Genomic DNA, 18,278 nt, shown 5'->3' with positions numbered 1-18,278 from the left:
ATCTATGGGTGTTACATAGATAAATATATAAGTACACGCGCACACGCCCATACAGGCACACGCAGGCGCACATAGGCGCACGCCCACAACCCATTTATCCCTGGATTTTCCTGTAATCTGTTACACGGTTGATTTTTTTGAGTTTTTCCCGTTACGGACCCGAAGGGCGTTACAAGAAAGGAGGGACCGGTCGCTAGCTTGGCTGGACCGGACATGCCCTCGTTCAGTTCTCAAGCCAAGAGTAACCGACCCAGCCCTGAGGTCGCGCGCCATGCATGTCGCTCTGACGCGGACGCGCACTGGTTTCGAAAAAACATTTCTCATCAAAGATTTATGGGTGAGTTCTGTAGATTCCGTTTCGGTTTTTCACGTGCCCGGCGGATTTTCTTGTTGTGGCCACAACAGAAAAGGAGATGCGTCATGCCTGCCCGTCCCGAGTTCCCGCTGATCGTCGTCACCCCGGTCGATTCAGAGATCCGCCTTATCCAGATCGGCCCCGGGGTGAACGCGGCCGAGGAGCCGCTCCTGTCGCATGCGGGCCTCGCCTGCGAGCTGGGCGGCAAGGTGGAGGTGGCGATGACCGGGATCACCGGCACCTCCGAGCTGATCCGGCAGTTCCTGACCACGGTCGGCAACGACCTGACCCGCGAGGCCCTGACCGCGCTCGCCAAGGAGCTGAACAGCCCGGCCCGCCGCTTCGGGGTCCCGCCGGCGATGCGGACCCGGATCGACCAGATCCGGACTGACTTCGATGATGTCCCGGAATCGGACCCTTCTGACACGCCAGAACCCTGAGCGAACCGTTTATCGCTCTGAGGAGTTAGCGATGCAAAGAGAGGAAAACATGTCAATCAGGGTCTTTTACACGCTGACCGAACCGTTGCGGATGGTCCGTATTCCGGCCGGGCACGATCCGGCGATGCACCCGCTTCTCGCCCATGCGGGGATCGTGCTGGAGGAGGGGCGCCCAGCCACGTATTCCCTGGACGGGATAAGTGGGCTGTGTAGCGCGAACCTGCAGAGGTTCATTACGACGGTTAATAACGACATGAGCCCGGAGCTGCTCGCCGGGATCGCCGACCGGCTGACCGATACGGACCGGTACCGGCTACGGGGAGTCCCGGGGGAGGAAGCGATCGAGGCGTTCTGCGATGAGATCGACGTTGTCCTGAACTTCGAGAAGATGTGCGGCGAGGTAAGGTTTCCGAGCTTTAGCGAGCTGGACCTCCCGGCACCTTGACCCTCTCTTTTCCTGTCTTGCGCTTCCAGATGTCCAGAAGCCGGAAAAGACCATGTCGAGAGCGCCCCGGATCTCATAGTCGGATCCGGACAGGTCAGCGACCGGCGCCCCCTTGAACAGGGCGGAGGGAAACGCTGCCAGCCACGACGCTGACCCCGTTTCCAGATCTGTAGCGAGTTATTTGTATTTTGCAAAATACAAATAAATTCAATGACTTAAGTTACATCACACGTTGACAGGCTGGCCTGTTCTCGATATGGTTCGGTCAGTCTGACGGCCCAGACGCCTCACTGAAGCGAGGATATTCAATAAATCAAGATCGGCGCTGGACGCCGCACAGCTTATGTTGTGCGCCGGTTCTTCGTGCCTGCGGAGAAGACGGCAAGATGGCTCCCCCGACGTACCTGGTCCTATCTGCGCGAGTGCGACGCGGAAGTCGACGAGGACACATGCGCCTGGCCCGGAAGGCGGTCATCGACGACGCCGGGCGGGGGCATGTCAGCTTGCGACAGATCCGGCGCATCCTCGAGCGGCTCGGGGCGGCCGATCCCCAGATTCTGCACTGACAGGGAGAACCCGTATGCCCCTGATTGCCGTGCTATCCGACCTACATTTTGACAGCTGGACCCGGTGGGCCGTTGATCCTCTGACGGCCACTGGGCTGGATATCGTCATCCATAAGCGGCGGCCGGATCTGCTGGTGATCGCGGGAGACCTCGCCAATGATCCGGTCCGGAACTGGCCGGGGATCCTCGAACGCTTGGGCCGGCTCATCAATCCCGCAAAAATCGTCATCATCCCTGGCAACCACTGCTATTACGGGCACCGGCTCGACGGTGATCATGTACTACGAGAGCTGTGCTCGGACGCCGGCGCACGTTTCGCCCAAAAAGACGAGGTCCGGATCGGGAATACGCGGCTCCTGTGTTGCACGCTCTGGACCGACTTTTTGCTGACCTGTGATGTCCGGCAAGCAGTGGAAACGGCCGGGCGTGTGATGAATGACTACAGGCGGATCAGGATCGGGACTGCGCCTGGTCTACCCTACGACCGGCAGGACACGCGCCCCATCACACCACGAGACACGCTGGCGCTACATCTAGACCATCGCGCTTGGCTGGCCGCGGCTCTGCGGGAACCTCATTTTTCCGGCCACGAGGGCAGGACTGTGGTCGTGTCTCATCACGGTCCGAGTCCGGCGACTGCGGTCGGCGTGATTGATGCCCTCACGCCGTCCTTCCACTCAAATCTTGATGGCCTGATCCGAGAGACGCAGCCCGATGCCTGGTTTTTCGGGCACTCGCACCGGCGGTGTGGTGCGCACGTAGGCCGGACCGTGATCAAAAACGTGTCCTTGGGATATCCTGAAGAGCTAGGGACCCATGCCCTGGAACTGGGGCCGCTCATGTTTTTTGAGACGGACTGAGTTGAGATGGAAACGAAATGCCGCCTCAGGTCCGACCTTCTCCAACCCATCCAGCTCCGCTTAGACGGCCTCTCCGAACGCTTGGCGCATCTGGACCGAACTCTAGCAGAGGTCCCCAGTGGGCTGTCCGAGAACATACAACAACGCCTCGCACGTGTCGCCCTGTTCAGGGGTTTGAACGGCGTGCTGCGCAACTGCGAGGCGATCGTAACGACGCTATGTCTGGTCATAGACGGAAGCGTGCCGGACCATGATGACGGCTGGTACGAGGATGCCCTGCGCCAGCTCACCGGGTCCGGTTCGGGCCGGAGACCGGTCCTGCCGCCAGATCTGGCCGACTTGCTGAGAGAAGTCGCGGCAGATCCGGACTTCGATCCGATCTTTGAACTGGACGAGAACCTTGAGGTTCAGCGGCGGCGTCATGCGGCAGCTCTTAGGGTTGCGCCGCTGCTGATCGACGCTCTTACAGCGCTCGACGTCTGGATCACCGGCGGGACCCTCAGAAACGGGCAAGCACCCGACCCGGCGTTCGCTGCGCAGCATGCGGGTCGGATGGAGCGCGCCAGGGCCCGGGAACGAGCCCTCCAGCGCGCGCTAAGCGGCATCGAGGAGGCCTTCCACGACCGAGGGCACACAGTCGTTCCGTTCGGCTCCCTCGTGGAAAACCGGGTCCATCCAAGATCTGACCTTGACCTGCTCGTACCGGGAGAGGTGTCACGCGAGGTGCAGCGGGAGCTATGGGACGCAGCCGAGGAGATCGCGCGGGAAGAGGGGGTCGAGGTCGATCTGCACTTTCCGGACCTCTACAGCGGTGACTTTCTAGACCGCCTCAAGATGATCCGGGACGGCCAGATTGTGCCGCTGCGCGACCTCATCGCGGCCACCAGAAACCCGAAAACCCACGAAGATTGAGAGATGCCCGATGGATTTTGATGATTTCCTAGATCCCTACCGGCCACTGTGGGACGAGCTCGAAGTCCTGCGCGCGCTCTTTGATCCGGCACACCCGGAACAGACCATCGCGCAGTTCACATCCGTTTTCAAAAATTTGTACGACGACGACCGGGACGACCTCTACGCAGATGACCATCCGGAGGATCTGGCGGGCAAGGTGCGCCGTTTCCTGAACCGTGTGGGGAACCTGAGTTCCACGGCGCCCTCGCAGGAAGAGCTGGACCGGGCACCGGTCCTGCACCAGTGGTGCGCCGTGAGGCTGCACACAACACCCTTTTTGCTCGGACAATCAACCGGGCATCCGCTGCTGAGGTGGGGCGCCAGAACACGCACCTCGGTCCTTATGCAGCTATCTCCTGATCTCACCTGGGCCAGGACATGGAATCGCTACTATTTGCTCAGCGAGCATGCGCCGGAGACCCTGTACAAAATGCAGGCCGACGGAGTTGTCTCGCCGGCGGTCGAGCCGATCCGGTTCGATGATCGGCTGCACTGATGACAGGCAGGATTGACAATAAAACTCGGATGCGCGCCCGCAAAGGGTGCCGAAATTTTCAGGCGGTCTCGGATCGGGTGGTCGGTCAGCTTAAGGGGCATGGCGTTGAGATCCCACTGCCGCACACGCGCAAGACCCTGCGCAAGTTCGCGATGCGCGAGGCGGCCGACTTCCTGCGGATCAACCAGAACACGTTCCGGCACTACATCTCCACCCTGCGGGATAGGCTCCCGACCGGGGAGATGGATAAGAACAACCGGCGCTACTTCACCGCCGAGGAGGTCCACGAGATCCAGCGGGGCCTGTTCGAGGCGAAGAAGATCGACCCGAAAGTCCACCCGCGACGGCGGAGAGACGAACCCTGCGTGGCGATAACCTTCCTTACCGTCCGAAAGGGCTCCGGCACGTCCGTCCTGTCTGCCCACGTCGCGGCCAACCTGTCCCTGTTGGGGTACCGGGTACTCTTTGGCGACCTCGATCCCCAAGCGAGCATCACGAACATGTTCGGGGTCACGCCTGAACTCGACCCGGACATGCCGACCGCCTATGACGTGATCCGGCATATGGAGCCGGTGCCGGCCCGGGACGTGATCCAGAAGACCTTTTTCCCGAACCTCGACCTGATCCCTGCCTCGATGAGCCTCATGGAGTTCGAATACGAGACAGCCCTCTCCTCCCGGACCCCGAGCACGGCCGGCGCATTCCACACCCGGATCGCGAACGCGCTCGAGCCGATCCTGCCGGACTATGATGTCATCATCTTCGACGCCCCGCCGCAGCTCGGCCTTGTAGTGGCCGCGGCCCTCTTCGCTTCACGCGGAGTCCTAATCCCGCTCAACGCGTCCATGCTGGATGTGATGTCGCTCACCAGCTTCCTGTCCATGGCTGGGAACCTGATGGAGGTGGTCGAGGGGCACGCGCCGGAGCACGGGTTCGATTTCGTGAAGCACCTCATCACCCGTTACAAGGCGACGGACAAGCCCCAGGTTCAGGCGGCCGGCTTCCTGCGGACCGCGCTTGGGGACTCCGTCATGACGACCGAGTTTGTCGAGTCGACCGCGATCATGGACGCGACCGCCGCTAAGCAGACCCTGTTAGAGGTGGAGCCCCGCGGGACCAATCGGAAGACCTATGACCGGGCGATCGAGTCGATCCGCCAAATCACGGCGGAGATCGAAGCAGAAATATTTCAGGTGTGGGGAAGAACAGCTAGGTCCTGAATTCGGGAGAACCGCATGACTGAGACGCAAACTGGCGTTCTGAACGGTATCGATATTATCGTGTTCGACCTTTTCGGCACGCTGATCGAGATCACACGCCGACATCGCCCTTTCGCACCACTGACCAGGAAGATGTCTTCCCAGAAGGTCGCCCAGCTTCGCCGCATGGCAATGACGACCGAGCTGACGCTCGCAGACCTTGATGCAGTAATCAAGGGCGGGGCTACAGTCGCCGACTTGGTCGTAGCGCAAGCCGCTATCGCCCGTGAAGTCGCCTCGACCGTCCTCAGGGCCGGGATCCGGGAAATGCTTGCGGGCCTACAGGTACCTTACGGGCTGTGCAGCAACCTGAGCGTGGACTACGTGCCCGCGCTGGCACGGTTCCCAGAAATCCAGCCGCTGTTCCAAATCCTGTCATGTCATGTGGGCTGCATGAAACCGGACCAGGCGATCTATGACCACGTCATCCAGGCGGCTGGCGTACCCGCGAGCCGCATCCTTTTCGTGGGCGATACCCGCGCCGCTGATATCGATGGGCCGACCCGGGCTGGGATGCGCGCGATGCATATCGACAAGATGTTGGTGTTGTTCGTTAGTGGAAACGCGGATCAGGACATGCGCCCGCACCGTGAACGGCGGGACGATTTCCCAACCGCGTTCCGTGCCGCCCGCGGCACGATATCGACCGATCTGGACATCGAAAGCTGAGGGACCGTCACCCAAGAGCCGCCCTTGACCACCTACACGAGACGGCTTGTCACAGAGGGGTCAGGGGGCCGGAAATTATGTCGGTGAGGGGATGCCTGTGCTCTCCGTGCCAAGCGGCTTGCGCCGCAAACGCGGCGGCGTTCTCGTTCAGCCATTGATCCCGAAGTGCGCTCGCCTCTTTCTGCGAGGGCGGCTCCTGTGGGGTATTCGGGTGGGCTCTCGTCATCTGTGGGGCCGTCGGCTCGAGGGACTCAATGACTAACATAGCGCATGTCCGACACCTTGCACCCTAGAAGATCTGCAGGAATTTTGCGAAAAACGGAATGGTTAAGGGGTATCCGGTCTGATCCGGGGCGGTTAACGGCGGATGCGTTCAGATACGGAAAAAGTTAAGAACGGTTAGGGACAGTCTCCGTCGGTGTGTCTTATACCGTTCTTAACCATTCTTACGAATATGAACGATTGCAGACAGTTGCGGCGGTGAGCGGAAGCGCGTCCAGATCACAGGAGCAGGTCCACCGGATCGGACCTGCGCGCCGCCACAAGCTGCCCGAATTCACGGCTGACGGCAATGCCGGTCGAGTGATCATAGAACTGGGTGGCCGTCTGCGCGGAACGATGATTCAACAGGTGCTGCGCCCAGCCCGCCCCATGTTCCAGCTCCTCAATACACTCGGTCGCCACGCAGTCCCGGATCCGGTGGATCGGAACCTGGACCCCGATGCGCTCGGACGTCGTCTCCCCGAAAACCTGCCCTAGAACGTCAGCGACCAGGGCCTCGCCCCGGACCCGCATACTCGGCCACAGGGCCGTGCCGTCATCGAACATGGGGCGGAACCGCTGTCGCCAGACATCCACAGCGTCCCACACGACCGGACTGGTGAGCTGCGCCCGGTAGCGACGGTAGTCCTTCTCGGAATGCCGGACTTTCAGATAGTGGCCAGATATGTCCACCCGGATAACGGGTCGCTCTTCAAGACGAAAACTCGTGGCGAGGTCCAGGCTCGCCAAGGCGCGGCGGCGCAAAGGGAGCGCCGCAGCAACCGTCAGCAGAAGCCCGTTCCGGTACAGGGTGGCCGCCTGCATGTCGTGGCTCGATCCGGCCTGCGCCTCGTCCATCATCTCCTGACCCGTCTTGTAGAGCAGGGTCGCAGGAACGATCTGCGCGGGGTTTTTCCGGCAGGGGCCAGCGGTTTCTGCCCGTCCCTTCAGGTCCCGCAGAACGGCCTGGCAGGCACCAGACCGAAACCCGGGGGTGAGGATGTGCGTGTAGCACATATAGACCTTCGTGACCGCGGAGCGGACGGCCGACACCCAGACCCCAGATTCTGCCAGGTGCACCGCATAGTCATTCAGCTCGGCTCCTGTCAGGGGGCGGGAGGTATCGCCGTGCCGGAAGTGGGCCCAACCGGAAAGCGCCTCCGCCATGCCTTTAAGCGTGAAGGGGCTCAGGACATCGTCGGGTGGATCGGTTTCACACCGTGTGACGAAATCATCGAACGGAACACGCCACGCGGCGGGCAGATGGGCCACAGCCCCCCGGACGGCGTCCCACTCGGATTTCAGCGTCACCTCGACCCGGAGCTGAATATCACGGACATGACGGGTCACGATTGCCCCAGCGTCATCCCCCCAGAGGCTGCTCAGCGCATCGCGCAGGTGCATCGCGATGGCATAGCCTCGCTTCGCCCCCTTCTCTTCAAAAAGCCGCTCCAGATACCCCTTCAGGGCTGCGTCTGAGGCAAGGCGGCTCCCGAATTCTTCACGGTATCCGCGATAGGCGGAGACGATCGAGACCTTTCGAGCCTCTGGATAGCCCGGATGGCACTCGCTCAGCCGATCCCAGAGCCGCGCGGTCTCGGGGTCGAACTTACGTTTTCTTGCCATCGAGGTATCCGATCCACTCCTTCAGAGCCACGGACTCATCGATGTCCGCGTAATACCGTATCGTTGTCTCGATGCTCTTGTGCCCAAGAAGCTTCTGCACGGCGGGCAACTTGTCCGGATCCTCTTTCAGCCAGATCCACCCAAGCAGGTGACGCCAGAGATGTGGGTGGATGCGCACACCGACGCGTTCATGGACCTGATCCACGAGGCGATCCGGCAAGCCGTCATAGAACCCACCGATCCGCTGTTTTCCGGCGTGAGGCGGCGAGGGGAAGAGGTACGAGTTCCGGTCGTCGTCCGGGTGGAGCATCTTGGGCCTCAAGCTCTTCAGGTACTGGTCCAGAAGTTTACTCACCTTGATATCGAGGGGAATGATCAAAGGGGGATCCTGCTGCTTCCGTGACTTGACGAACGACGGCGGGATTTCCACGGTCGCGAGCCCTTCCCGCCACCGAATCCACTCGAGACGCAGACCCGCCAGGTTCGAGCGCCGTGGCGCCCGGGTCAGCATGAGGTGCGCTGCAAGCGCCAGCATGACCTGCTTGATCAGAAACTGGTCGAACACCACAGCGGGAGGAGGGAGCGCCCCATGCTCCTGCCGGTACGCTTCGCGGCGGCGCACCACCTCCCGGTTCACCTCCACCGTGATCCGATCCGGCATGTCGATCAGTGCCTGGATCCGCTCATTCGTGAATTTCCTGAGTGTTTCCTTGTTATTGGGAGCGATGCCTTCGTGCTTCTTTCCGTATTTCTCTTTGATCTTCCCGATCTTCTCCAGATCGTCCGGGGGGCGCTGCACGAAATCCTTCGCCAGGGTCGCAATCATCGTGAGGATACCGCTGGTATAGGAGGACTGCGGGTTATCCTCGGACCGGCGCGCATCCAGCCGTTTCGCGATCGCTTCGACGATTTCGGGATCCGTCAGTTCTTCGACGGTTTCGATGTGGAACTCACCCACCTCGTACATGACCTTGGCGCAGGTTGCGCATAGATCACGGCGGCTCCGGACCGTCGCAGGCTTCCATCTGCGGCTCTCCGGCATGAATCCATGCGCCGGTCCCCGGGAAACCTGCTCTCCCTTCGCGATCGTGCTCTGGTATGCCTGACTGGCCTTCCAGGCCCGCTTCTTGTCAGAGGTCGAGGCTGGGGCCTCGGCTGCATCGAGCCGGGCGATGTGCTCCGCCCACGTCTCCCCCCGGTTGGAAACCCCACCCCGCGCCCAGGGGACCACGCGGTTGTCGAACTCCTGAAGGAGGGCGTCGGCGATACCACGCGGGACATCGTACTTGATCGATCTGTTGGGAAACGTAATCTCGACCGGGGAGAACCCAAACTCCGCGAAGTCCGGATCGCCCGCTAAATGCGAAATATACCGGGCAGCATCCTTGGCCTGCCGCCGGGCGCGCTCTTCTGGCAGCTGTTCCTCGTCGAGGCTGAACTGATAATACTGCATCAGCGTGTCAACGGAGATATCAGGCGGGGCGATCGCACGCTCATGCAGATACCAGAGCAGGGGCGAGCAGCGCCACCGGAACGCCTCGGGCATCTCGGAATCCACAGTCCGATCGTGAACCTCCCGGTATACCCCTTCCATCTGGAGGATGTACCGACGCTTCCGCACCGGGTCAGGTTTCAGGACAGAGAGGACCTCGGAGCGGTAAACCGCGTAGGTGCCGGGTGTCACGCCGAACGTGGCCGGCGTGTGCGTGTCGAAAAACGTCGTGACCGCCTGGCGCGAGGCCACAGTCGTCTCAGGAGCCCAGTTCGCCTGTCGGCACATCCAGAAAAGACGGCGGGCGATCCGCGCGCCCTTCTTGGCCTCCGGAGTACCCTCGGACCACGCCGTGGTCAGGCGGTTCGCGACGGCCTGATAGGTCTCCTGAGAGGTGGCCACAACGCGCTTATTCATCAAGGTCCAACTCTTCCAGCACCGGGCGCGGCTTGATCTGGAATTCGAAGAAGTCCAGCCACTCCTTCTTCACGACCCAGCTCTTTCCCAGCTTCGCAGCCTGAAGCCGGATCGTACCATCCGGGGTTTTGCAGCCCCGGGTGATCCAGTCCCTGACCGTCCGAGGGTTGCGCTGGAAGCGGTCCGCGATCGCGTCGATGTTGTGATATTCAGCCATGGTCCTACTCCGTGTGTCCTTCCTTCACAGTAGTCTCGGCAGGCGAAAAAATCATCATCGGAGCCGAGGTTTTCCACATACAAGTATCTGTTAGGAAATAGTTTTTCTCAAATTCGCAGTAGGGTCCTCCCCAACCCGTGAGCTGTCAGGCCGCCTGGTCGTTCTCGAGGCTCTTCGCGGGGACGACCGTTTGGCCAGTGACGGGAGAAGAAGTTATTCTGTTGGCCCTGACGATCCCCAGTATTCGCTGTCGCGCTGCTTGAAATCGGAAGAACCAACACGGAAGTCACCGACGGGAGCTTCGATTTGCAGATCGTCCCAGTCGGTGTCCCAGCAGGACCAGATTTCATCGGCGAGTTCGTCATCCGACCTATCCCGCACGTCACTATGGGTGATATGAGTCATGAAGTCGGCGAGGCGGAAACTGACATGCCACGCGAATTCCCCGGCCCCAAAGACCTGGCGGGTCGCGGACAAACCCTTCCAGTCATATTCGTCGGAATACTCGTTTGCGGTCGTGCGCGCCTCGGCCACTGCGGCGCGCAAGGCAGCGAGGTTAGTCACGCTGTTGTTCAAGAGTGACATGGTGATTTCCTTTCGAATATCGGGCCTAGGTTTCCCGTCGGGCGGAGCGGCGTGAGGCCGGAGAAGAGGGTCTCTGCGTCAAACCTCACCCCTGGGAGGGATCACGCATGAGCCGGGAGACGATGTATCCGCTGCCATACTCCGTCTCCGAGCAGCAACGCTCGAGAGGGACACCGTAAAGCTCCTTGGAAAGCTGGCGGGCTTCCGCCGCGCTAACGGCGTGATGGCCAGCATCGGGGGCGAGAAACGCGTCGCGCTCGGCTTTGCTGTCGAAAACGTGCAACTTGTCGACCCGCTGGCCATTGAGCGTAGTCGAATAGCCCGGCTGGTACTGTTCAAGCGCGTAGAACCGACGACGACGGGTGATGACAGCCATGCTGTCGGCGATAACGTTCAAAGGCCTTCTCCTTCTTGAGTCTAGGTGGCTGCATCACAGCGACGTAGCAGGGCGCCAGCGGGCTCTCCAAGCTAATCCTGGATGACTCATCTAATATTTTTTTGACGTTAGATCAAGTATCCATTCTGCCCTCATCTCACTTTTCTTCACCACTCGAGCCCGCAAACAACGCGCGCCAAAAGGTTTTTGTTGTCGGCGCGTCACCGAAGCTGTAAATGGATAACTCATCCAAAATGAGGACTGCGCTATGCTGCCAGCGCCGCCGGAGCACTCCCTTCGTGACTTAACTCAGGAGCAGGCCGAGAACTGGGTGACAATCGGGCGACTCTTGTTTGAGCTGGAAGCTCACTCCCGGGGCGATGCATCCGGGCGGCCCTGGCAAGATGTGCTCCGGGATAAGCTGACGGAGCTTGGTGCGCCCATCTCGGCGGGACACCTCTACAAAGTCAGGCGCGCATATGCGTTCCTACATGCACATGCTCCGGGAGACTTCGTGCAGGGCGAGGCAGAAGCGCCGAAAATCTCTTCAGTCGAGGTTGCAGAACGACTGTATCGAATTGACGTGCAGGAAGGTCTGAAGGCCCTAGCAGACGCTGTAGGACCAACCCCGGTCCCCTATGTGGATCTGAAGAAACGATACGACAAAGCTCTCGAAAACCGCCCTGAGATGAAGAGCCCTCGGCAGGTGGCCTGGGAGACGCGAAGAAAAAGTTCCGGATCACCCAAAGCTCCGGATGATGTCGCGGCCGAAGCCCCAGAACAGCCTAGAGACAACGCGTCAGGGCAGGATGAAACATCAGGACCACCTCAAGCTCTCCAAAAGAAGGTCTCAACGTTATTCCATCAGGCATGGAAGGCAGGCTGGGATGCCGCAACAGCACAGCGCGAGCCGGAGCTTGATGACCTACGCAACAAGGTCAGGGAATATCAGGAAGAAATAAAAATTCTCGCGAGCAAGGTTCGCGAGCTCAGGGGGTACGCACACGACTTTGACGAAGATTCCTAGACTGTTCGCATGATGCGGTGACGCAGCACAAACCCCCGATCCGGAACCTGGTCGTAGATCCGGAACGGGGGGTGGGCTTTGGGCTGCCACGTGCGACCAAATTCAACCGCACACGGGACGGGGACCGCCGGAAAAACCGACAACTCCACCTCCATCCCGTGTTGATCCTTGATGGCGTCAAAGGTCTTGCCGACGAGTTCACGGAACCGTGAGAGATCGTCCTTGTTTCGAAGTTCGCTCGCGCCCAGCCGACTGCTCCGGATTTCCCAGATAGAAACCGGCTCATCCGGTAGTGCACGGGCGATACGATCATCGGTAATCCCCGCTGTCACGGAGAGTTTCAGGACCACTTTCTTGGGGCCCCGCGCCCCGGGAACACAAGTAAACTCAAGAGGCTCGCGATCATCCGGCCAAGCCCATCCGGGTTTCGGCTCTCGATGTCTCCCATAGACCGAAACCGCCGACAGATCAGACAAGAGGACCCCGAGTTCCATGAGAACGGGTATGGGCGCGAAACCGAACACCGCAAGGTGTTCGAGGTCTCCCTCCGCGAACCTGCCCTTGATCTCCCGCTGAAACTTCGCGCGGAGGGCGTCGATGACGATGGGGTAATAGCGCGGATCGCTGTCCTTCTGGGCGATGTCGCGCACCTTGATATCGATCGGTCGCCGATCCGCGAGGGTGAAATCCGGCGTCATGGCCTCGATGCAGTCCCGGACCGGAATCGCCGTCTCGTTGTCCCCTATGGACGCGGCGATCCGAAGGATATGTGCCGGTATCGCGCTGGGGTTCGCAAGGAGCCGCTCCACGCGTTCCTCATGTGTCCGTTTCATCTCCCGCAGGACTGCCACGGTGTAGCGGGCGATCTTGGCCGGATCGTCGATCTCGCGGTGATGGGGGTCACACATCAACATCAGGTTTTCCGGATCGTTCGAAAGCTGGTGCGACAGGATCGGATCACCGCGCACACCCCCCGGATCGGAAGCGATGATGTGCGCCACGTAAGCGTTGTTCTTGGACAGGTCTCCGGTCACCAGATCACCGTCGAGGCGCTTTCCACACCCATGATACTGGCAGCGACCGGCGGCTCGCCCCCAGACGAGAATTCTCTCCTTCTGCCCTGGACTAGATCCCCGTGCCATCTGCGTTCTCCTGCCGCTGTCTGAGAATTTCGCCCACGGAGATCGGCCCGGGCGCGTTAGAGCCGCGCCAAACACCGTCGAGATGCCAGATCTCGTAGTAGTGTAGCCACTCGGACGCCCAGGGGACGATCCGGTCAGCGATCAACATCGTGTTGTCCCATTCACCCGCATCGGGGTCGAACAGGCAGAGGGCGGAATCCTCCGGCGCCTGATGGTCGTAGTTGAGGTGCGGCAGATCGATGAAATCGGTTCCCGGTCGTGGGGCGATGGGCGGGTCCAGGACGTGGACCAGGGGGGTCGCGCGCGGGTTCTGCCACTCCCAGATCACCGCGACCTTGTATTTCATCTGGAAACCGCGAAGCGGCCCGATCCAGGCGATGTGCCTGTTCCCACTGATGAGCTTCGGGACAAGATCGGGCCAGCGGAACTCCATGCGCTTAAGCTGCACCTGAACCGACCGAGGCTTCTTGGGCTTCGCCTTCATTCGCCACGAATGCCGGGGTGGAAATGGTGAGGGGCCGCCCTCGAAACTTGCGCAGCCCTTTGCGGCGCCACCGCAACAAGGGCGGGGTTTGCGACGAAACCCCTGTTGTGCTCGTAGTGAGAGGCTGCGGTGGTCGAGGATAGGCCATCGATATACGCGCGGACGGTCTTCTCGCTGACGCGTTCGCCGAACAGGTCGTCGAAGATCTTGCGGATATCCACCAGGCTGGAGGAGCGTGCGCGCTGGAGCTCCGTGATGAGGTGCCGCAGGTCTGACCGGAACAGCGTCATTTCGCGATCGTGCGTCGGCCACCGGTCGTTGAAATTCTCTTCCCACAGGGCGGGATTTCGCTCTTCCGGTCGGCGTCCGCTCGCGAGCGCACTCGCCATACGCCGGTCAAGCTCCGCGGCGTAGATCTCGAGTTGTGCGCAGATCCCGAATGGGGAAAGGGGGACCTCAGCGGCGATCTTGGAGAGATAGATCGAAACGGGGCGCTTTTCGTCCCGTTTGGCATAACGCAGGTTGAGGTATCGCTTCATGAGCTTGAGGGCGATGACCTGCGGAGCGTCCCGGATCGGATCGATCTGTTCGGGAAGATCGTCGATATCAGCGTCGGCCATGACGTTTCCGACCACCAGGCGATCCTTGATCTGCATCCTCGCACGCAGATCACGGACACTGTCCTGAAAGCCCCGGGTCGGCATCGTGATACGGGACCTGAAATGCTGCGCAAAACCGTAGGGGTTCACACGGAACCGGCGATCAAGTCGGTCATCAGGGCTGTGGTAGATTTCACCAACCCTCTCCGGCCGAGGGTCACGATCCGGATCCATCGGCGTCACATCGAGATGCATGAACGCGAACTGGAGCTGAATACACCGCGTGCACCGCTCGATCTTCTTCACATCGGGGAATCCCGCAAAGGCGGCATGAAGCTCGTCCAGCACCCGTCGCGGCGTCCATCCGACCGGGGTCTGGAACTCGAGAACGGCATCCAGATCAAACCTGTCGTCGTCCGCGCCATGAACGATGGTGGCTCCGATGGCGCGCGAACCCTGCGGGTAGACGAGCGCGTTCTCCATATACTGACGGATCGGACTGGTCGGGCGCTGGAGGTGATCCGGAATAAGGTTGTAGCGTTTCGAGGCGACTTGGTGGTCTCGATCACTCAGTTCCATCTCGAGAACGGTGCCGAGCAGCAAGGCATCGAGGTGCGGCGAGGTGTCGTCCAGTGGCATCGGAAAGCCCTCCGTTATGGTGCTCGTCCGATTGCCTCCCTCAACCTAACGCGCTAACGGATACAATATATGTGAAATTTGACCACACGACAACACTATAGACGGTAATTCGTTCTCCATTTACCCCAACTCGATTATTTGGGGATCTGGTCAGTTAGGGTCACATGCTCAACAGTATCCCGCTCGCCCAATTCGGGATCTGGCCGCCGGGGTTTCCAACCCCCGGTACCGGCCACCGGAGTAGCGGGCGCAGTCGAGCGCGTGCCCGTTCGCCACCGCGATCGCGCCGATGTCCTGCCCGTTCAGGAAACAGACCCCGACCCAGCGGTCATGGGTGCGCTCCCCGTTCAGCTGGCAGATCACGGTCTCGCCCCGCACCAGCCTGTTCATGAAGGCGCGCGCCTCCCGGCCGATCCGGGTCGACGTCTCGGGCCCGTCCAGCCCGTTCAGGCGGACCGGGACTCCGGCCACGACGATCGTGTCCACATCGCGCACGACCGTGACCCGGCCCTCGATCATCCGGTCCGCAAAGGCCGGGCCCGACGTGAGCGCGGCAACAAGGATGGCTATTTTCCAGGTCATCAGGCGATCAACGGGGCGACCAGCATCTTCGCCACTCCCTCGCCCTGTAGGCCTTCCAGACCACGTTCATCTCGAGCCCGTCGGCCAGCGCCTGCTTCATCTTGTTCTTCACGTTATCGGAAACGCACGGACGGGTGCTTCCCGTCACAGACTTCCGCTACTAGATCGAAAGGGTTCATGGATAGGGGGATTCTCACAGTAGCATCGAAGTGCTACGGTTGAGTGTCGGGTAGCGGTGTCGTGCCCTGATCTAAATCGGATCGGACAGGACAGCGGGAAGAGTGTCTATGACCAAATCGTTTTCCATAACCGTCTATCCGGACCCCTTAGCAGGGGAATACCTAACCGTTTCCGACGCTCTGAACCAGATTCTTGATATGATAGACGCCTTGGAACGGGCGGAGTCGCCGAACCAAGGTGAGCGAAAGATTGTTTGGCGACTAACGAAGGCCCATACCAACTCACCTCCCTTCACCCTAGTGGCGGAGGCGTATCCGTGTAAGCCTGATCTATCAGTCGTTCTGGAAGCAAATCGGGTCACCGGTGTCTTGGCCGGTGATGTGAAAAACCTTCTGGAAGGTCGTGTGGAGGGGGTAGTATTCGACGCGATCCCCACAATCAAACGGATCATCGCCCGGAACACCACAAACATCCAGAGAACCGAAGTAGTCATCGACGGCGCCGAAGCGTTTAACATCTCGCCTCACAACGCCAGAGTTGCCCAAGCCGCGATCGAGCGTGTCGAGATAGCGCAGCGTGAAGCCGCCCCTGATTGGAAGCGCACCGAATATGGAACCGTGGAAGGTGAGATCGTAGGGTTGACGAAGTGGAACGGCAAACCGGCCCTAGTGGTGGTGGAGCGCCTTTCCGAAAAGGACTTCACCTGCGTCTTGTCGAACGAGCTCTCGGAGCGCTTGGGTCCCCAACACAACTGGGCCGAGGTGTGGGAGGGCCGAAGGGTTCATTTGACCGGCGCCTTGCAATACAACTCAGACGGCGATCTAAAACGAGCGGATATCGAAAATTTTGAAGAAGTTCCTTGGACGGATGTGAGAATAGCGGACTTGAAAAACCTTGATGTTCTGGATGGGCGTACGCTGAAAGAGCACCTGGACCTGTTACGGGGTGAAGAGGTTGGGTAAGCCAGTTCGGATATATTGGGATACATGCGCCTTCATCGGTTTGCTGAACGGCGAACCGGACAAGAAGCGCGAACTTGAAATCGTTTATGGCTTCGCAAGAGCCGGAAAAGTCGAGATCTGGACCTCTACACTTTCTATGATCGAATGCCGTCGATTGAAGGATGAGAAGTTCGCTGAAAAACCGCTTTCCGACGGAAACGATGCAAAGATCAGTGATATATTCAAACAGCCCTTCATCAAACCAATACCCATGGCAGTCGATATCGCAACCACTGCCCGGGCCCTATGGCGTAAGACGGATGGCTTAAACAAGTACCAAGATGCGGTTCATCTGGCATCGGCAGCCCGGTGGGATATCGGAATCGTCCACACCTACGATAGGGACGACCTTCTGCACCTGTCGGAGAGGGTCCGGAGCCTGAACGGCAACCTGATCAAAATCCACTACCCTGACAACACCACTGACGGCGAGCTCTTCGAATACGCGAAACAACAGGTTAAGTAGCGGGACAACGGCAACTGAAGAACACCGTCGAGTGGTATACCTATCGACCGAGCCGGTTCACACCTCATAGTCTGGGTCTATCGCCCCGCACTCATGTCGGTGGATCGTCAATCAGGCGGTTCAGTCCTCCCCGACCTCATCGACGCCCTCGTCGAAGGTGCTGACCAGCCGCTCCATTCCCTCGACGACCCGCTCAACCGCAGACCGGCGCCGCAGGATCCCGGGCTTCTCGACCATGATCGACAGCACCCGGTCCTGAAGGGGGCGCTTCCCGGTGAACAGGGTCTCCGCGATCAGCTTCTGGAGCCCGTCCGGGTCAAGCTTCTCCGCCGCGCAGAACTCCGCGAAGGCGCCGGCACGTTTCCCGGCCCAGAAGCTGTCGAACTCCTTCCGGAGGTCCGCGTCCGGGGGCAGGTTCGGCATCACCTTGTTCAGGAACTCCTCGAGATAGGGCCGCTTGTTCCGGAGACCGATCTCGGAGGCGATCAGGTCCACGACCCGCTGGCGCTGCGTCTGCGCCTTCCGGGACGTCCGCCCCTCCGCCGTCTCCGTCGCCTTCAGGGACAAGAGCAGGGCCAGGATGTAGGCCACGTTGATCTCGTCCCGGCGCAAGAGCTCCAGCTCGAAGTCCAGCCCGGCGAGCGGATCAGGCCCCTCCCCTTCCCCCTCACCGTCCCCCTTCTGGGCGAGGTCCAAATACTTGCTCTTGAAGTCCTCGTACTCCTGCGGGTCGGAGGCCAGGTCGGCCGGGTTGAATTCGGAGAAGGAACCCAGCACGTTCCGGACCCGCATCAGCTCCCGGAACGCCTTGGCGAAGGCGGCCTGCGCCTCCTCGTCCGGCAGGGCGTCCACGTCGTCCGGGGTCGGGGTGATCGCGTGTAGCGCGTCCAGCGCCTCCTCGTACTTCTTGAGGTGCTCTTCGTAGGAGCCGATCAGGACCACCTCCGCCGCGTCCCGGTTCGCGAAAAGGGCGATCGCCTCGTCCGTGTTTTCCTTCAGGTCCCGGAAACAAAGTATGCGGCGGTTCGGGCCCATTGATTTGATATATTCCTGACGCGTGACCCGCCTGCGAGAAGGCCTTCGTGAGCAGATGGAGGTCTTGTATGGCGGATGGTGGTGGTGGGTTCGTGGGCCGGTGCG

The 18,278-nt window shown here is 60.5% G+C and carries 20 protein-coding genes; 10 read left to right on the top strand and 10 right to left on the bottom strand.

The window, feature by feature from the left end:
• Positions 1-420: 420 nt before the first annotated feature.
• The 7 genes from D2N39_RS21425 (at position 421) to D2N39_RS21395 (ending at position 6,044) form a co-directional block, all read left to right on the top strand.
• Positions 421-795, top strand: a complete 375-nt coding sequence (locus D2N39_RS21425; protein WP_119136792.1) for a hypothetical protein — start codon at positions 421-423, stop codon at positions 793-795.
• Positions 796-826: 31 nt separating this feature from the next.
• Positions 827-1,240 carry a hypothetical protein gene (locus D2N39_RS22740; protein ID WP_147373533.1) on the top strand — a complete coding sequence of 138 codons (414 nt, stop codon included), beginning with the start codon at positions 827-829 and terminating at the stop codon, positions 1,238-1,240.
• A gap of 580 nt (positions 1,241-1,820) precedes the next feature.
• Positions 1,821-2,666: a metallophosphoesterase gene (locus tag D2N39_RS21415; protein ID WP_119136791.1), complete on the top strand. Its 846-nt coding sequence runs from the start codon at positions 1,821-1,823 to the stop codon at positions 2,664-2,666.
• A 6-nt stretch (positions 2,667-2,672) separates the two neighbouring features.
• A complete protein-coding gene (locus tag D2N39_RS21410) occupies positions 2,673-3,578 on the top strand; it encodes a nucleotidyltransferase domain-containing protein (protein ID WP_119136790.1) in 906 nt (301 codons plus the stop codon).
• A gap of 10 nt (positions 3,579-3,588) precedes the next feature.
• A complete protein-coding gene (locus tag D2N39_RS21405) occupies positions 3,589-4,116 on the top strand; it encodes a DUF6634 family protein (protein WP_119136789.1) in 528 nt (175 codons plus the stop codon).
• Positions 4,117-4,145: 29 nt separating this feature from the next.
• A complete protein-coding gene (repA, locus tag D2N39_RS21400) occupies positions 4,146-5,336 on the top strand; it encodes a plasmid partitioning protein RepA (RefSeq protein WP_158589899.1) in 1,191 nt (396 codons plus the stop codon).
• A gap of 15 nt (positions 5,337-5,351) precedes the next feature.
• On the top strand, positions 5,352-6,044 hold the full coding sequence (locus D2N39_RS21395; protein ID WP_119136787.1) for an HAD family hydrolase: 693 nt from the start codon (positions 5,352-5,354) through the stop codon (positions 6,042-6,044).
• A 501-nt stretch (positions 6,045-6,545) separates the two neighbouring features.
• Here the strand turns inward: D2N39_RS21395 and D2N39_RS21385 are convergent.
• The 5 genes from D2N39_RS21385 to D2N39_RS21365 all read right to left on the bottom strand — a co-directional run bounded on the left by D2N39_RS21385 (position 6,546) and on the right by D2N39_RS21365 (position 11,039).
• Positions 6,546-7,931, bottom strand: coding sequence for a hypothetical protein (locus tag D2N39_RS21385; protein ID WP_119136785.1), 1,386 nt, complete (start codon positions 7,929-7,931; stop codon positions 6,546-6,548).
• Positions 7,915-9,840: a site-specific integrase gene (locus D2N39_RS21380; protein ID WP_119136784.1), complete on the bottom strand. Its 1,926-nt coding sequence runs from the start codon at positions 9,838-9,840 to the stop codon at positions 7,915-7,917. The genes D2N39_RS21385 and D2N39_RS21380 overlap by 17 nt, the downstream gene beginning before the upstream one ends.
• Complete coding sequence (locus D2N39_RS21375; protein ID WP_119136783.1) at positions 9,833-10,057, bottom strand: DNA-binding protein; 225 nt, start codon at positions 10,055-10,057, stop codon at positions 9,833-9,835. The genes D2N39_RS21380 and D2N39_RS21375 overlap by 8 nt, the downstream gene beginning before the upstream one ends.
• A 213-nt stretch (positions 10,058-10,270) precedes the next feature.
• Entirely contained in the window at positions 10,271-10,642 is a 372-nt protein-coding gene (locus D2N39_RS21370; protein ID WP_119136782.1) for a hypothetical protein, read from the bottom strand.
• Between the two features lie 85 nt (positions 10,643-10,727).
• Positions 10,728-11,039 (bottom strand): hypothetical protein, encoded by a 312-nt coding sequence (locus D2N39_RS21365; RefSeq protein WP_119136781.1) that lies wholly within the window; start codon positions 11,037-11,039, stop codon positions 10,728-10,730.
• A 247-nt stretch (positions 11,040-11,286) separates the two neighbouring features.
• Between D2N39_RS21365 and D2N39_RS21360 the strand changes: the two genes are divergently transcribed.
• A complete protein-coding gene (locus tag D2N39_RS21360) occupies positions 11,287-12,045 on the top strand; it encodes a hypothetical protein (RefSeq protein ID WP_119136780.1) in 759 nt (252 codons plus the stop codon).
• On the opposite strand, the gene D2N39_RS21355 is transcribed toward D2N39_RS21360, so the two are convergent.
• The 4 genes from D2N39_RS21355 to D2N39_RS21340 all read right to left on the bottom strand — a co-directional run bounded on the left by D2N39_RS21355 (position 12,042) and on the right by D2N39_RS21340 (position 15,491).
• Positions 12,042-13,079 (bottom strand): SAVED domain-containing protein, encoded by a 1,038-nt coding sequence (locus D2N39_RS21355; RefSeq protein WP_233557358.1) that lies wholly within the window; start codon positions 13,077-13,079, stop codon positions 12,042-12,044. The two genes, D2N39_RS21360 and D2N39_RS21355, sit on opposite strands and share 4 nt — an antisense overlap.
• Positions 13,080-13,170: 91 nt before the next feature.
• On the bottom strand, positions 13,171-13,671 hold the full coding sequence (locus D2N39_RS21350) for a hypothetical protein (RefSeq protein ID WP_119136778.1): 501 nt from the start codon (positions 13,669-13,671) through the stop codon (positions 13,171-13,173).
• The gene (locus D2N39_RS21345; RefSeq protein ID WP_119136777.1) at positions 13,668-14,909 is read right to left on the bottom strand and encodes a nucleotidyltransferase domain-containing protein; all 1,242 of its coding nucleotides are present in this window, start codon (positions 14,907-14,909) and stop codon (positions 13,668-13,670) included. Before D2N39_RS21345 ends, D2N39_RS21350 begins: the two co-directional genes overlap by 4 nt.
• A gap of 168 nt (positions 14,910-15,077) precedes the next feature.
• Positions 15,078-15,491, bottom strand: a complete 414-nt coding sequence (locus D2N39_RS21340) for a thermonuclease family protein (RefSeq protein ID WP_119136776.1) — start codon at positions 15,489-15,491, stop codon at positions 15,078-15,080.
• Positions 15,492-15,778: 287 nt separating this feature from the next.
• Between D2N39_RS21340 and D2N39_RS21335 the strand changes: the two genes are divergently transcribed.
• A complete protein-coding gene (locus D2N39_RS21335; RefSeq protein ID WP_119136775.1) occupies positions 15,779-16,633 on the top strand; it encodes a hypothetical protein in 855 nt (284 codons plus the stop codon).
• Positions 16,626-17,138 (top strand): type II toxin-antitoxin system VapC family toxin, encoded by a 513-nt coding sequence (locus tag D2N39_RS21330; protein ID WP_158589898.1) that lies wholly within the window; start codon positions 16,626-16,628, stop codon positions 17,136-17,138. The genes D2N39_RS21335 and D2N39_RS21330 overlap by 8 nt, the downstream gene beginning before the upstream one ends.
• A gap of 120 nt (positions 17,139-17,258) precedes the next feature.
• Here D2N39_RS21330 and D2N39_RS21325 read toward each other — a convergent pair.
• A partial coding sequence (locus D2N39_RS21325; protein WP_407645610.1) for a type I restriction endonuclease subunit R, EcoR124 family occupies positions 17,259-18,278 on the bottom strand: 1,020 nt, incomplete at its 5' end.

Source organism: Gemmobacter lutimaris (assembly GCF_003570715.1).
In the GTDB taxonomy this organism is placed as follows: Bacteria; Pseudomonadota; Alphaproteobacteria; order Rhodobacterales; family Rhodobacteraceae; genus Gemmobacter; species Gemmobacter lutimaris.
This window is presented reverse-complemented; position numbering and strand designations above follow the sequence as displayed.

Bases quoted from the DNA above. Each gene is read 5' to 3' on its own strand.
- D2N39_RS21425 (WP_119136792.1), top strand. From the start codon at position 421: ATGCCTGCCCGTCCCGAGTTCCCGCTGATCGTCGTCACCCCGGTCGAT.
- D2N39_RS22740 (WP_147373533.1), top strand. From the start codon at position 827: ATGCAAAGAGAGGAAAACATGTCAATCAGGGTCTTTTACACGCTGACC.
- D2N39_RS21415 (WP_119136791.1), top strand. From the start codon at position 1,821: ATGCCCCTGATTGCCGTGCTATCCGACCTACATTTTGACAGCTGGACC.
- D2N39_RS21410 (WP_119136790.1), top strand. From the start codon at position 2,673: ATGGAAACGAAATGCCGCCTCAGGTCCGACCTTCTCCAACCCATCCAG.
- D2N39_RS21405 (WP_119136789.1), top strand. From the start codon at position 3,589: ATGGATTTTGATGATTTCCTAGATCCCTACCGGCCACTGTGGGACGAG.
- repA (WP_158589899.1), top strand. From the start codon at position 4,146: ATGCGCGCCCGCAAAGGGTGCCGAAATTTTCAGGCGGTCTCGGATCGG.
- D2N39_RS21395 (WP_119136787.1), top strand. From the start codon at position 5,352: ATGACTGAGACGCAAACTGGCGTTCTGAACGGTATCGATATTATCGTG.
- D2N39_RS21385 (WP_119136785.1), bottom strand. From the start codon at position 7,931: ATGGCAAGAAAACGTAAGTTCGACCCCGAGACCGCGCGGCTCTGGGAT.
- D2N39_RS21380 (WP_119136784.1), bottom strand. From the start codon at position 9,840: ATGAATAAGCGCGTTGTGGCCACCTCTCAGGAGACCTATCAGGCCGTC.
- D2N39_RS21375 (WP_119136783.1), bottom strand. From the start codon at position 10,057: ATGGCTGAATATCACAACATCGACGCGATCGCGGACCGCTTCCAGCGC.
- D2N39_RS21370 (WP_119136782.1), bottom strand. From the start codon at position 10,642: ATGTCACTCTTGAACAACAGCGTGACTAACCTCGCTGCCTTGCGCGCC.
- D2N39_RS21360 (WP_119136780.1), top strand. From the start codon at position 11,287: ATGCTGCCAGCGCCGCCGGAGCACTCCCTTCGTGACTTAACTCAGGAG.
- D2N39_RS21350 (WP_119136778.1), bottom strand. From the start codon at position 13,671: ATGAAGGCGAAGCCCAAGAAGCCTCGGTCGGTTCAGGTGCAGCTTAAG.
- D2N39_RS21345 (WP_119136777.1), bottom strand. From the start codon at position 14,909: ATGCCACTGGACGACACCTCGCCGCACCTCGATGCCTTGCTGCTCGGC.
- D2N39_RS21340 (WP_119136776.1), bottom strand. From the start codon at position 15,491: ATGACCTGGAAAATAGCCATCCTTGTTGCCGCGCTCACGTCGGGCCCG.
- D2N39_RS21335 (WP_119136775.1), top strand. From the start codon at position 15,779: ATGACCAAATCGTTTTCCATAACCGTCTATCCGGACCCCTTAGCAGGG.